Genomic DNA, 13,466 nt, shown 5'->3' with positions numbered 1-13,466 from the left:
CATCCGCGGGCAGTTTTTGGGGGGGGGGCCGGGGGGCGGGTGGGGCGGCTGGGGGGGGGCGGCGGGGGCGGGGAGACCTCGCCGGGCGTCCCGAATCCATGCGGCGGCCCGGGCGGGCCGGGCGGCGGCGCAAACCCGAAGCCGCCCATGGGCCCGCCCATCGGCGGGGGCGGCGGTCCGTGCTGCAGCGCCATCATCGGCGGTGGCCCGGGCGGCAGCGGCGGCCCGGGCGGTCCGGCGCTGATGATCCAGGCGAAGGCGATCGCCGCGATGGTGCCCGCCGCGCCGATCAGCGCGCCCGCCACCCCGACGCCGACCACCACGCCGGTGGAGTGGCGGCGAGGCTCACTTGGGGGACGGGCGGCCGGCGGCACGGGTGTTTGGGCGTCGATGTCGTCGTTTGTGGTCATGGCACCGGACGGTAGGAGTCGGAACTGAAGTAGACCTGAAGAAACGGGTGTCCCGTGAGTCACTTCTGTCACCAGCGAAGGGTGAGCGACGTTGTGCCCGCCTCACAGCGACATCGCTAGGACTCCGCCCCGCGGAGCGGGCTTGTCGCTCTGAGGTGGGCACTTCGTCGCATCCCTGGGTTCTGCGATTGATGGGGCTCCGGTGACGGAAGGGTCCGGGGGACCGCTTCAGCTTGATTTCAGAACCGGCGCCGACAATGGGAGGCATGACGAACAGCTCCCGGGTCGCCGCCGGCCGGTTCAGCGTCGGCGCGCCCCGGGTCCTGGTGGTCGAAGACTCCGAGACGATTCGCGAAATGGTCAGCGAGGCGCTCACCGACGTCGGCTACCACACCGTCGGGCGTTGTGACGGCGACGGGCTCGAGGAGGCGCTGGACGGGCTGCGGCCGGACCTGGTGGTCCTCGACGTCATGCTGCCGGGGCGCGATGGATTCGACCTCATCGGCGTCATTCGCGACTGGGGCGATGTCGGGATCGTCCTGATCACGGCCCGCGACGGCCTGGAAGATCGGCTGCGCGGCCTGGACGGCGGGGCCGATGACTACGTGATCAAACCGTTCGAGCTGGCCGAACTGGTGTCACGGGTCGGCGCGGTGTTGCGCCGGCGCGGACGGCTGCCGCAAGTCGTTCAGATCGGCGACCTGATGCTCGACGCCGACGCCGGCGTGGCCGCGCGCGCTGGTCGTCGCCTCGACCTGACGGCAACCGAGTTGCGGCTGCTGGCCTTTCTCGTGGAGCAGCGCGGGCGCATCGTCAGTGCCGGCCAAATCCTGAACGCCGTGTGGGGGTACGACGCCTACGACCCCAACCTGGTCCAGGTGCACGTGAGCGGTTTGCGGCGCAAGCTCGAAGCCCACGGGCCGCGGATACTGCACACCGTGCGCGGCATCGGCTACCGGCTGCAACCCCAGCGATCATGACGACTCGGACTCCCTCCCTGCAGCGCCGGGTGACGCTGGTGGTGGTGGCGTTGCTGACCCTGCTATTGGTGGTGCTCGGTGTCACCGTCGACGTCAGCCTGGGCGTCCTCGCCCGCAGGAACCTGCACGATCGGCTGCTCGCGGCGGCGTCGCGCGCCGAGACGCTGGACGCCGCGCGCACCTCGCCCGAGCTGTTGGCCGCCGAACTGAACGGCGGCGGCGTGCGCGCGCTGCTGGTCACCGCCGACGGCGCCACCTACGGCGATCGCGGCATCAGTCCCGACACCGTCGCCGGGCCCGTGGTCCCGCCGCCCTTTCCGCCCGCACCACCCTTTGCGCCACCGCCGCCGATGATGCCGGATGGCGCCCGGGTGATCCTCGTCGCCGACACCACCCAAACCACGCAGGTGACGCATCAGTTGCGGCTGCTGATGATCGGGGCGGGCGTGGCAACCCTGGTGGCCGCCGCGCTGTTGTTGGTGGCGGTCAGCCGGGTGGCGTTGCGCCCGCTGGACCGGCTGACGGCGCTGGCCAACGACATCCGCACGGGTGATCGCGGGCGACGGTTGCGACCCGACCGCGCGAATACTGAATTAGGCCGCGCGGCAAGCGCTTTCGACGGAATGCTGGACGCTTTGGAGGCCTCGGAGCGCCGGGCGCAGCGCGCCGCCGACGCGGCCCAGCGCGCCGAGACGGCTACCCGGCGCTTCCTCGTGGACGCCGCCCATGAACTGCGCACCCCGATCGCCGGGATTCAGGTCGCCGCCGAGCAACTCGCCAACAGCGCCTCCCAGCAAGGCGACGACGGGGCAGACGGTCAATATCGCCGGGCCAGCCTGCTGCTGTCGGACGCCCGCCGCGCCGGTCGGCTCGTCTCCGACATGCTCGATCTGAGCCGCATCGACGCCGGGCTGCCGTTGGACACCCAGCACGTCGACCTGGCCGCGATCGCGGACGCCGAAGCCGACCGAGCGGCCATGCTGGCACCGCAACTCGCCGTCCGTCGCACGGGCCTGGCCGAGCTGACTGTCAACGCGGACCCCACCCGGCTCGCGCAGATCCTGTCCAATCTGCTCGACAACGCTCGTCGATACACCTCGCCGGGAGGCTCCATCATGATCGACGTCCGCACGCACGAAGGCACCGTGGAGGTGACCGTAACCGACAGCGGGCCCGGCATTCCCGACGACGAGCGGGAGCGGATCTTCGAGCGCCTGGTGCGGCTGGACGCCGGGCGCGCCCGCGATCACGGCGGCGCCGGGCTGGGCCTGCCGATCGCCCGGGCGCTGGCGCGTGCGCACGGCGGCGAGCTGGTGTGTTTGCCGCACGACGGCGGTGCCGAATTTCGGCTTACCCTGCCGGTCGAACGCCGGTGAGTGGTGACCGCCCCGGATGAGGCGGCCACCACTCCGTGCGCCTAGCCCGACGTCAGAATCCCGGCGGCGGTGGCCGGAAAGGGTCGCCCGGCCCCTGTGGTGGGGGCGGCCCAACCGGTCCACCCGGCCCCGGTGGCCCGCCGAACGGTCCCCCCGGATGCTGCGGTTCCGGCTGTCCGGGCGGCGGTGGCGGTGGCGGATCCGCACTCGCCACCGCGGCGCCGAAGCCGGCCACGGCCGCCCCGAGGGCGCCCGCGAGCAGCGAACCGGCGATGAGTTGTTTGATTTTCACTCGGCCCATCTCTCCCTTGCTGTAGACGGTCATTCACCCGTTGGGTGCGCAACTGCGCCTCGCGCACCGCAACGTTCGCGACGCTAGGAAGTCAGCCTGAAGTCAACCTGAAGGAGAACCGCGAACCGTCAGCCGGACGGGGCCGCCGCGATCACTGCGGTGAGCCGCCACTTGTCCAGCCACGGCTGGATGAGTTCGGCGACCGAGAACTTCGCCGGGACCGAGCACCCGGGCTTATGCCTGAACGGGTCACCCCCGCGGATCAGGATGCCGACGGCGCGAACCGTGCCGTTGCCTTCGTCGAGATAGACGGGGCCGCCGGAATCGCCGCATTGGCCGGGCGCCATGAACACGACCTTGCTGCCGGTGACCTCGGTGATCGGACCGCAGGTGGCCTCGCCCGAGCCCATGCCGAATTTGCACAGTTCCTGGCCGGGCTGCAGGTCGGTGGCGACGCCGGAGACCGGCAAGGAGGCCCCGATGGCCGGGTTCTGCGGGACGTTGTCGCCGTTGAGCACGATGAGCCCGATGTCGTGCTGTTCGCTGTGAACGCCCTCGCTGACCGTCTGGCTGAACGTGCCCAGCGTCGCATAGGGGAGGATGCCGGCGAAGTTCATCGTCACCTTGCTGGCCCCGCCGGAGCGGTTGCAGTGGCCCGCAGTGAGGACACCGACCTGACCGGTGCTGGTGCGCACCAAAAACCCGGCGGTGCAGCCCATTCCGCCCGTCCCGTCGGCGTACTGGACGTAAATGCCCGCACCGGGGCCGACGGCAGTCGACGCGGGCAGATCGATCGGCGACAGGAGCGGCGGCGGGGCGGGATCGTGCGCCGGGCCGGAATTCCTCGGCAACATGTAGACGGCGGTGATGAAGGCGGTGGCGCAGAAGAGCGCCGCAATGACCAACAACGCGGAATGCATCCTGGACCGCGGCGGGTACGGCGCTTGGATTCCGGCCAACAGCCCCCCTTTGAGCGTGGCGCCGGGTGATTCTGCGTTCCAGCTTGCCAGCTTCGGCCCGGCGGCCGTGGCGATTAGGCAGATTTGCTGCGGGAGATCAGCTGATGGCGGCCGGCTCGGGGGAGGGCCGGTCAGCGGCGGAACTGTGCGCGCGGCGATGGTGCCGGCGGTAGTGGCGGATCTCGATGACCAAGCCCGTCAGACCCAGGGTCGCCGTGCACACCGACACCAGGTACAGCAGTGAGCTGGGGTGACCGGCGAGCGCGTCGCCGAGGATCACCACGGCGGCGGTGCCGGGCAGCAGGCCGCCCAGCGTGGCCAGGGTGTACGGCAGCACCCGGACCGTCGAGGCACCGGCGGCGTAGTTGATCGCCGAAAACGGCACGGCGGGAATCAGTCGCAGCGACAAGATGGCCAGCCAGCCCCGCTGCCGCAAGCGCTCGTCCACGGTGTCGATGGACCGGTGGCGAACCAGGCGGTTCAGCCGCCACCCGGCCGCGCGCACCAGCAGCATCGCGATCACCGCGCTCGCGGTGCTGGCACCCACCGCGATCGCCACACCCGTCAGCGGGCCGAACAGCAGCCCGGCGGCCAGGGTGAACGCCGTCCGCGGAACCGGCACGACGGTGGCCACGATGTGCGCGGCCAGAAACGCCAGCGGGAACCAGGGGCCGACCGACTCCGCCCAATCGCGCATCTGCACCGGGGTGGGCACCGGCAGCCATGAGGCGGCCGCGATCAACAGTGTGATACCGACCACTGTGGCGATCACCCGGGGCCGCGACAGCAGACGCGCGGCGGAGCCCAGCGCGCCGCCGAGGTCGCGCAGCGTCCGGTTGATTCTGCAGGTGGCGGAAGCCGTCACGCCTGTAAAGGTTACGGGGCGCAGGTGAATAACTCGTTTCCCGAGGCTGGCGTTTCATCACCGGCCTGCCTTGCTGGTCGCGCCGCGCGGTTTTCAGCCGACAGGCTCGATCAATTAGCCTCATTAGTAAGTCGCAGGCCCCATTTGCTGGCAAAAAAGGGAGCAATCGGTGTCTATTGATGTACCCGAGCTCGCCGAACTAGAACAGGTTCGCGGGCGTTGGCGCAGTGCGGTCGCCGGCGTGCTGTCGAAAAGCACCCGGAAGGACCCCGACGAGCTCGGCGACCAGCCCGAGCGGCTGCTGGAAACCCCGACCTATGACGGCATCGCCGTCCGGGCGCTGTACACGGCGCTGGACGAGCTGCCGGAGCCGCCGCTGCCGGGCGAGTGGCCTTTCGTGCGGGGCGCCGACGCGCTGCGCGACGTCAAGTCCGGCTGGAAGGTGGCCGAGGCGTTCCCCGCCGATCGCGTCGCCGGGGTAACGGCCCAGGATGTCAACTCGGCGGTGCTCGAAGCACTCGGCAACGGGGCCGGCGCGCTGGTGCTGCGGGTGGGCGAATCCGGCGTGACGGTCGACCAGCTCGCCGACGCCCTGCAGGGCGTGCACCTGAGCATGGCGCCGGTCATCGTCGACCCGGGCGCGGACTACTCCGCCGCAGCCGACGTCATGTTGGCGTTGGCCGCCGGCGTCCAACCAGACCAGCGCGAAATACTCTCGATCGACCTGGGCGGCGACCCCTTCACCGCGGCACTGAGCGATCGTCCCGTGCCCGCGGTGGACGAGGTTGTCGCGGTCGCCAAGCGCGCGGCCCGGGAGCGCGGCGTGCGTGCGATCACCGTCGACGGGCCCGCCTTCCACAACCTGGGCGCCAACGCGACGTGGGAGCTGGCCGGCACCGTGGCCGCCGGGGTGACCTATCTCCGGACGCTCACCGAGTCGGGCATGTCGGTCGGGGAGGCGTTGCGGCAGATCAGTTTCCGGCTGGCCGCCGATGACGACCAGTTCGTGACGCTCGCCAAGATGCGGGCCGTGCGCCACCTGTGGGCGCGGGTAGCGGAGGTCGTCGGTGACCCCGACGGCGGCGCCGTCACCGTGCACGCCGAAACGTCGCTGCCGATGATGACCCAACGCGACCCGTGGGTGAACATGCTGCGCTGCACGCTGGCCGCCTTCGGTGCGGGCGTCGGCGGCGCCGACACCGTGCTGGTGCTCCCGTTCGACGTGGCGATCCCGGGCGGCTTCCCCGGCACGGCCAGAAGCTTCGCGCGCCGGATCGCCCGCAACACGCAGCTGCTGCTCTTGGAGGAGTCGCACGTCGGCCGTGTGCTGGACCCGGCGGGCGGTTCCTGGTTCGTCGAGGACCTCACCGCCCGGCTCGCGGAGCAGGCCTGGGAGCACTTCCAGGCCATCGAGGCGCGCGGCGGCTTCGTCGAGGCGCGCCAGTACGTCGCCGACCAGATCGCCGAGGTCGCCGCGCGCCGCGCCGACGACATCGCGCACCGCCGCACGGCGATCACCGGTGTCAACGAGTTCCCGAATCTCACCGAACCCGCCCTGCCGCACGATGATTCGTCGGCTTCACCGCTGGCCGCGGGCAACCTGCAGCGGTACGCCGCCGCATTCGAGGCGTTGCGCGACCGTTCCGACGCCTTCCTGGCCAGCACCGGTGCGCGTCCGCAGGCGTTGTTGCTTCCGTTGGGCCCGCTGGCCGAGCACAACATCCGGGCCACGTTCGCCGCAAACCTGCTGGCGTCGGGCGGCATCGAAGCCGTCAACCCGGGCACGGTCGACGCCGCCGGTGTCGCGAAGGCGGTCGCCGACGCGGGATCGCCGAGCGCCGCGGTCATCTGCGGCACCGACAAGCGCTACCAGGACGAGGCCGCCGCGATTGTCGAGGCGGCCCGAACCGCCGGTGTGTTAAGGATCTACCTGGCCGGCCCGGAGAAGGCCGTGGCCGACGCCGAGCACCGGCCCGACGAATTCCTGACCGCGAAAATCAATGCGGTCGAGGCCCTTTCGAACCTGCTGACTCGACTGGGAGCGTAGCCGCCATGACCACAACCGCACCCGTGATCGGTAACTTCGCCGACGTCCCGCTGAACGGCGACCGCCCGCTGCCGCCGCCCAACGAAGCCGCCGTGGAAAAGCACGTCGCGGCCGCCGCGGCGGCGCACTGGTACACGCCCGATCAGCTCGAGTGGCACACGCCCGAAGACATCGCCGTCAAGCCGGTGTACATCGGCGCCGACCGGGCCGCCGCGGTGGCCGGCGGTTACCCGCTGAACAGCTTCCCCGGCGAACCGCCATTCCTGCGCGGCCCGTACCCCACGATGTACGTCAACCAGCCGTGGACCATCCGCCAGTACGCGGGGTTCTCCACCGCGGCCGAGTCGAACGCGTTCTACCGCCGCAATCTGGCGGCCGGCCAGAAGGGCCTGTCGGTGGCCTTCGACCTGGCTACCCACCGCGGCTACGACTCCGACCATCCCCGCGTCCAGGGCGACGTCGGAATGGCCGGTGTGGCAATCGATTCCATTCTTGATATGCGTCAGCTGTTCGACGGTATCGACCTCTCGACGGTGTCGGTGTCGATGACCATGAACGGCGCCGTGCTGCCGATCCTGGCGCTGTACGTGGTGGCCGCCGAGGAGCAGGGGGTGCCGCCGGAGAAGCTGGCGGGCACCATCCAGAACGACATCCTCAAAGAATTCATGGTGCGCAACACCTACATCTATCCGCCCAAGCCGTCGATGCGGATCATCTCCGACATCTTCGGCTACACCAGCGCGAAGATGCCGAAGTTCAACTCCATCTCGATCTCCGGCTATCACATCCAAGAGGCCGGCGCCACAGCCGATTTGGAACTGGCCTACACGCTGGCCGATGGCGTCGACTACATCAAGGCGGGCCTGGACGCCGACCTGGACATCGACAAGTTCGCGCCGCGACTGTCGTTCTTCTGGGGCATCGGGATGAACTTCTTCATGGAGGTCGCCAAGCTGCGGGCGGGCCGGTTGCTGTGGAGCGAGCTGGTTGCCCAGTTCAACCCGAAGAACCCCAAATCGCTGTCGCTGCGCACACATTCGCAGACGTCCGGCTGGTCGCTGACCGCGCAGGACGCGTTCAACAACGTCGCGCGCACCTGCATCGAGGCGATGGCCGCGACCCAGGGGCACACCCAGTCGCTGCACACCAACGCCCTGGACGAGGCGCTGGCGCTGCCCACGGACTTCTCCGCGCGGATCGCGCGCAACACACAGCTGCTGCTGCAGCAGGAGTCGGGCACCACGCGGCCCATCGACCCGTGGGGCGGCTCGTATTACGTGGAGTGGCTGACCCACCAGCTCGCGCAGCGGGCCCGGGCGCACATCGCGGAGGTGGCCGAGCACGGCGGCATGGCCCAGGCCATCAACGAGGGCATCCCGAAGCTGCGTATCGAGGAGGCCGCCGCGCGAACCCAGGCGCGCATCGACTCCGGCATCCAGCCGGTGATCGGCGTCAACAAGTATCAGGTCGAAGAGGACCAAGAGGTCGAGGTCCTCAAGGTCGAGAACAGCCGGGTGCGCGCCGAGCAGCTGGCCAAACTCAAAGAGCTGCGGGCCGGCCGCGACCAGTCCGCGGTCGACTCCGCGCTCGCCGACCTGTCCCGGGCCGCCGCCGCGCATGGTCGCGCCGGCGAGGACGGATTGGGTAATAATCTGCTGGCGCTGGCGATCAACGCCGCCCGGGCCAAAGCCACGGTCGGGGAGATCTCCGACGCGCTGGAAAAGGTATACGGCCGGCACCAGGCGGAGATCCGCACCATCGCCGGCGTCTACCGGGACGAAGCCGGAAAGGCCCAGAACATCGCAACCGCCACCGAACTAGTCGAGAAGTTCGCCGAGGCCGACGGCCGCCGGCCCAGGATTCTGGTGGCCAAGATGGGCCAGGACGGTCACGACCGCGGCCAGAAGGTGATCGCGACGGCCTTCGCCGACCTCGGCTTCGACGTCGACGTCGGCTCGCTGTTCTCCACGCCCGAGGAGGTGGCCCGGCAGGCCGCCGACAACGACGTGCACGTGGTCGGCGTTTCGTCGCTGGCCGCCGGCCACCTGACGCTGGTGCCGGCGCTGCGCGACGCGCTGGCCGAGGTGGGACGGCCCGACATCATGATCGTGGTCGGCGGGGTGATACCGCCCGGTGACTTCGATGAGCTTTACCGGGCCGGGGCCGCCGCCATCTTCCCGCCCGGGACGGTGATCGCCGAGGCCGCGATCGGCTTGCTGCGCAAGCTTGCCGAGCGGCTGGGTTACCCGCTCGACTAGATGGCAGCCCGCAAGAGCGACACCGTCGACGAGCTGGCCGCCGCCGTTCGCGGCGGCGACCGCGCGGCGCTGCCGCGGGCGATCACGCTGCTGGAATCCACCCGCGCCGACCATCACGAGAAGGCGCAGCAGCTGCTGCTCGCGCTGACACCGGACTCGGGCAACGCGCACCGCGTCGGCATCACCGGGACCCCCGGGGTGGGGAAATCCACCACCATCGAGGCCCTCGGCATGCATCTGATCGAGCAGGGCCACCGGGTCGCGGTGCTTGCCGTCGACCCGTCGTCGACGCGGAGCGGTGGATCGATCCTCGGCGACAAGACCCGGATGGCGCGGCTGGCGGTGCACCCGGACGCGTATATCCGCCCGTCGCCGACGTCGGGCACTCTGGGCGGCGTAGCAAAGGCCACCCGCGAGACGGTGGTGCTGTTGGAGGCCGCCGGTTTCGACGTGATCATCATCGAGACGGTTGGCGTCGGCCAGTCCGAGGTGACGGTCGCCAACATGGTCGACACGTTCGTCCTGCTGACCCTGGCGCGCAGCGGCGATCAGCTGCAGGGCATCAAGAAGGGTGCGCTGGAGCTGGCCGACATCGTGGTGGTGAACAAGGCCGACGGGGAGCACCTCGCGGAGGCGCGGATGGCCGCCCGCGAGCTGTCCTCGGCGATCAGGCTGATTCATCCCCGTGAAACGCTCTGGCGGCCACCCGTTCTCACGATGAGCGCGACCGAGGGGACCGGCCTGCAGGAATTGTGGGACACCATCGAACGTCATCGTCAGGTGCTCACCGAGGCCGGCGAGTTCGAGGCGCGCCGGCGTGCCCAGCAAGTCGACTGGACGTGGCAGATGGTGCGCGACACCGTCCTGGATCGGGTCCTGTCCAACCCGAAGGTGCGCAAGATGCGTGCCGATGTCGAACGCCAGGTCAAGGCGGGGGAGCTGACCCCCGCGCTGGCGGCCCAGCAAATATTAACGGCTGCGTCAGAATAACGGATAGATAAACAATCCGATTTCGCTCCGGGACGGTGTGAAATCGAAGTAAATTCAAAAGCGTGACGGTGGAAACCCGAGTCAATCGCCGCGCGGTCCCTGTCCACGATGACCTTGACGCAGGTCACCGTGTGTCCGGCGCGGCGGACTCACACTTCGGATGCGTCGTTCGCAGTTTTTCCAGTATGTTCCCCGCCCGCCGCTTCGGCGGCGGCGCGCTGGCGGTGTATCTGGACGGCCAACCCGTCGTCGACGTCTGGACCGGGTGGTCCGACCGAGGCGGCCATACGCGGTGGTCGGCCGACAGCGCCCCGATGGTGTTCTCGGCGACAAAGGGCATGGCCGCCACCGTCATTCACCGGCTCGCCGACCGCGGGCTGATCGACTACGAGGCGCCGGTTGCCGAGTACTGGCCGGACTTCGCGGCCAACGGCAAGGCGAACCTCACCGTGCGCGACGTGATGAGGCACGCTGCCGGCCTGTCGGGCCTGCGCGGCGCCAGCTCCGAAGACTTGCTGGACCACGTCGTGATGGAAGAACGGCTGGCCGCGGCGGCGCCGGGACGGCTGTTGGGCAAGTCGGCCTATCACGCGCTGACCTTCGGATGGTTGATGTCCGGCCTGGCCCGGGGCGTGACCGGAAAAGGCATGCGAGTGCTGATCCGCGAGGAGCTCGCCGAGCCGCTGGGCACCGACGGGCTGTATTTGGGTCGGCCGCCGGTCGGGGCGCCGACGCGGGTCGCCCAGATCGTGGCGCCGCAGAACCTCGTGCGGAACCCGGTCCTGAGCTTCGTGACCCGCAGGGTGGCCAACGAGCTGTCCGGCGGATTCCGGTCCATGTACTTCCCGGGCATGGTCGCCGCCGTGCAGGGTGACACCCCCTTGCTGGACGCGGAGATCCCGGCGGCCAACGGGGTGGTGACCGCCCGGGGACTGGCACGGATGTACGGCGCCATCGCCAACGGCGGCGAGGTTGACGGCATCCGATTCCTGTCCCGCGAACTGGTCGCCGGCCTGACCGGTCGACGGAGCCTGCGCCCGGACCGAAACCTGTTCATGCCGCTGGCATTCCACCTGGGCTACCACAGCCTGCCCATCGGCAACGTGATGCCGGGCTTCGGTCACGTCGGGTTGGGCGGCTCGCTCGGCTGGACCGACCCCGCGAGCGGCCTGGCCTTCTCGCTGGTGCACAACCGGCTGCTGACGCCGTTCGTGATGACCGATCACGCGGCGTTCGTCGGCATCTACGCCCTTATTCGCAAGGCCGCCGAGAAGGCGCGCAAGCGCGGCTTCGAACCGGTGACCGAGTACGGAGCGCCGTTCTTCGAGCCGGGAGCCGTCGCCGGCTAACGTGATTTAGGTTTGCGTTCAAGGGTTTCCGCGGCCGAACCAACTGTGTTGTTCGCCGTGTCACGGCACCGCGGAAGCGTCGGCGCGCTCGAGGTTCTGCGCGCCGATGGGATCGAAGATGGCCCGAAGTGCTGAAGAACCGGGAATAATGTCCGGTGCCCTGGTGCGCACGACCTCCGAAAGGTTTGATCCGCGATGCACTTTGACCTGGCGCTACAAGCATGATCGAAGCGCTCGGGATCGCGATGGTGAAAAACGAGGCCGATGTCATTGAGGCATTCGTCCGACACAATTTGAACTTCATGGATGCGCTGGCCATCGTCGATAACGACTCGGTCGACGACACGCGGGAAATCCTCGTGCGGCTGCAACGTGAAGGGTTGCCCGTAATACTATTCGACGATCCGATCGTGGGTCACTTCCAGGCGGAAATTGTGACCGCGGTGTATCGCAGGGTAGTGCCCAAGTTCAAGCCACGCTTCGTGTTTTTGTTGGATGCCGACGAATTCATCGTCACACCGTCGCGGGAGGCGCTGTATTCCCAATTGCGTGCGATGCGCCCCGGTACGCAAGCCCAATATCGTTGGCGCACCTACATCCCCGCTCCCACGGGCCCGGAAGGCGATGCGTCAGATCCCCTACGGGGCATCACCCACCGGAAGGCGGACGAACACGCCTGGTGGAAACCCATCATCGTCACCAAGCCAAAGCTGGATACGAAACTACGGATCAAGCAAGGCAACCATGGCGCCACTTACTTCGGTCGGTCACTGCGCAAGATCAAGCTGAGGGACGTCACGATAGCCCACTTCCCGGTCCGCAGCGTCGACCAGTTCACCAGCAAAATCCTGGTTGGCTGGATCGCCAATCTCGAGCGGAATAGATATCGGCTCGATTTCGCACACGCGATTCACTGGAAGGTCGTATACGAGCGCATTATTCGCGGACCTTCGTTTTCGGCGGAGGATCTGACACGCGAAGCGCTCAAATACGCGGACTTCTCCGGGACTGAATTAACGTGGCCCAGCGACGTCGTGCGTGACCCCGTCGCACCTGGTTACGGGAGATTGACAGCGCAACCGGCGATCAGCTGCACGCCGCTGCAAAAAGTCGTGAGGTCCATCGACAGAATATTCAACCCGGAGGCCGACGCGTCCGGTCTAGCCTCCGACATCCAGATCCTGAAAAATTCGGGTGGGAAGATTGCGGTATGGCGGCGCGTGCAGCGGCCGTTCAAAGGCGGCGGGTCGGAACCAGCTTTGTACGCGGATTTACCACCCTTTCGTTATCTCGCGGAGCGCTATCGCCCCACATCCGTCCTGGCGATCGGCGGGGGTTCGAAGGCGTACCTGAAGTATTTCGCTGCTCATAGCGCCAAGCGGACGGCGAGCATCGACGGCTGCGAGCCCGTAGACCTAGCGGAGACCTTCGATCTGGTGATGTGTGTGCAGCCACCGCAACATATTCCGGGCGAGCCGGAATCCGCCCTCGTCAGAAACATCGCGTGCCGGGCGCGTGAGCGCATCGTCCTATCTGGCGGCGCGGGGCGCTCCGAAGCAGGCCTTTTCAACGGGCAGCCGATGTCACACTGGCTCGACTTGTTTGCGTCGGCCGGATGGCGCCCCTGCCTATTCGATTCCCTGGCACTGCAATCGCTTTCGACCTTTCCATGGTTTCGCAGCAGCCTGGTGGTGCTCACGCGCGACGGTGCGGACGAAGAGACTGCGCGCGAACGCCTGATGGAGTTCGAGCGGAAATCGCCAAAGCGCAATAGGCGACGGCCCGCCGTTATCGCCCACTCGTTCGTCGAGGAAGAAGCTAAATTGTTGGCTCGTCGAGATTCTCGGGCCGTGGCGGCTGCGAACGTGTGGCTGCGCGCACTAATTTCCCGCATGTGGAAGTGAGTTTGACCGTCAGTTACACCGCGGCCATAGGTCCAT

The 13,466-nt window shown here is 68.4% G+C and carries 11 protein-coding genes; 7 read left to right on the top strand and 4 right to left on the bottom strand.

Translation table 11 applies throughout. From position 1 onward, the window contains the following. The coding region (locus A5773_RS25445) for a hypothetical protein (protein ID WP_082948124.1) at window positions 1-410 on the bottom strand (410 nt) is incomplete at its 3' end. Between the two features lie 266 nt (window positions 411-676). On the opposite strand from A5773_RS25445, the gene A5773_RS06485 reads away from it, so the two are divergent. Continuing rightward, window positions 677-1,390, top strand: coding sequence for a response regulator transcription factor (locus tag A5773_RS06485; RefSeq protein ID WP_369817330.1), 714 nt, complete (start codon window positions 677-679; stop codon window positions 1,388-1,390). Then, window positions 1,387-2,766: a cell wall metabolism sensor histidine kinase WalK gene (locus A5773_RS06480; RefSeq protein WP_067790163.1), complete on the top strand. Its 1,380-nt coding sequence runs from the start codon at window positions 1,387-1,389 to the stop codon at window positions 2,764-2,766. The genes A5773_RS06485 and A5773_RS06480 overlap by 4 nt, the downstream gene beginning before the upstream one ends. Before the next feature lie 52 nt (window positions 2,767-2,818). On the opposite strand, the gene A5773_RS25440 is transcribed toward A5773_RS06480, so the two are convergent. The 3 genes from A5773_RS25440 to A5773_RS06470 form a co-directional block, all read right to left on the bottom strand. Further along, window positions 2,819-3,058 carry a hypothetical protein gene (locus tag A5773_RS25440; protein ID WP_082948123.1) on the bottom strand — a complete coding sequence of 80 codons (240 nt, stop codon included), beginning with the start codon at window positions 3,056-3,058 and terminating at the stop codon, window positions 2,819-2,821. A gap of 128 nt (window positions 3,059-3,186) precedes the next feature. Then, window positions 3,187-3,978, bottom strand: a complete 792-nt coding sequence (locus tag A5773_RS06475) for a trypsin-like serine protease (protein ID WP_067790161.1) — start codon at window positions 3,976-3,978, stop codon at window positions 3,187-3,189. 136 nt (window positions 3,979-4,114) lie between these two features. Next, on the bottom strand, window positions 4,115-4,882 hold the full coding sequence (locus A5773_RS06470; RefSeq protein ID WP_067790158.1) for a TVP38/TMEM64 family protein: 768 nt from the start codon (window positions 4,880-4,882) through the stop codon (window positions 4,115-4,117). 169 nt (window positions 4,883-5,051) lie between these two features. Here A5773_RS06470 and mutA point away from each other — a divergent pair, with 169 nt between their 5' ends. The 5 genes from mutA (at window position 5,052) to A5773_RS06445 (ending at window position 13,430) form a co-directional block, all read left to right on the top strand. Continuing rightward, window positions 5,052-6,929 carry a methylmalonyl-CoA mutase small subunit gene (gene mutA / locus A5773_RS06465; RefSeq protein WP_067790156.1) on the top strand — a complete coding sequence of 626 codons (1,878 nt, stop codon included), beginning with the start codon at window positions 5,052-5,054 and terminating at the stop codon, window positions 6,927-6,929. A gap of 5 nt (window positions 6,930-6,934) precedes the next feature. After that, window positions 6,935-9,187: a methylmalonyl-CoA mutase gene (gene scpA / locus A5773_RS06460; protein WP_067790153.1), complete on the top strand. Its 2,253-nt coding sequence runs from the start codon at window positions 6,935-6,937 to the stop codon at window positions 9,185-9,187. Beyond that, window positions 9,188-10,177, top strand: a complete 990-nt coding sequence (gene meaB, locus A5773_RS06455; RefSeq protein ID WP_067790150.1) for a methylmalonyl Co-A mutase-associated GTPase MeaB — start codon at window positions 9,188-9,190, stop codon at window positions 10,175-10,177. 62 nt (window positions 10,178-10,239) lie between these two features. Beyond that, window positions 10,240-11,526 carry a serine hydrolase domain-containing protein gene (locus A5773_RS06450; RefSeq protein ID WP_067790147.1) on the top strand — a complete coding sequence of 429 codons (1,287 nt, stop codon included), beginning with the start codon at window positions 10,240-10,242 and terminating at the stop codon, window positions 11,524-11,526. A gap of 221 nt (window positions 11,527-11,747) precedes the next feature. Further along, window positions 11,748-13,430, top strand: a complete 1,683-nt coding sequence (locus A5773_RS06445; RefSeq protein ID WP_067790144.1) for a glycosyltransferase family 2 protein — start codon at window positions 11,748-11,750, stop codon at window positions 13,428-13,430. Window positions 13,431-13,466 lie beyond the last annotated feature (36 nt).

Origin of the sequence: Mycobacterium sp. 852014-52450_SCH5900713, from assembly GCF_001667075.1 — a bacterium.
GTDB lineage: Bacteria > Actinomycetota > Actinomycetes > Mycobacteriales > Mycobacteriaceae > Mycobacterium.
This window is presented reverse-complemented; position numbering and strand designations above follow the sequence as displayed.

Excerpts from the sequence above, each read along its gene's own strand:
- A5773_RS06485 (WP_369817330.1), top strand. The coding sequence starts at position 677 with ATGACGAACAGCTCCCGGGTCGCCGCCGGCCGGTTCAGCGTCGGCGCG.
- A5773_RS06480 (WP_067790163.1), top strand. The coding sequence starts at position 1,387 with ATGACGACTCGGACTCCCTCCCTGCAGCGCCGGGTGACGCTGGTGGTG.
- A5773_RS06475 (WP_067790161.1), bottom strand. The coding sequence starts at position 3,978 with ATGCATTCCGCGTTGTTGGTCATTGCGGCGCTCTTCTGCGCCACCGCC.
- scpA (WP_067790153.1), top strand. The coding sequence starts at position 6,935 with ATGACCACAACCGCACCCGTGATCGGTAACTTCGCCGACGTCCCGCTG.
- meaB (WP_067790150.1), top strand. The coding sequence starts at position 9,188 with ATGGCAGCCCGCAAGAGCGACACCGTCGACGAGCTGGCCGCCGCCGTT.
- A5773_RS06445 (WP_067790144.1), top strand. The coding sequence starts at position 11,748 with ATGATCGAAGCGCTCGGGATCGCGATGGTGAAAAACGAGGCCGATGTC.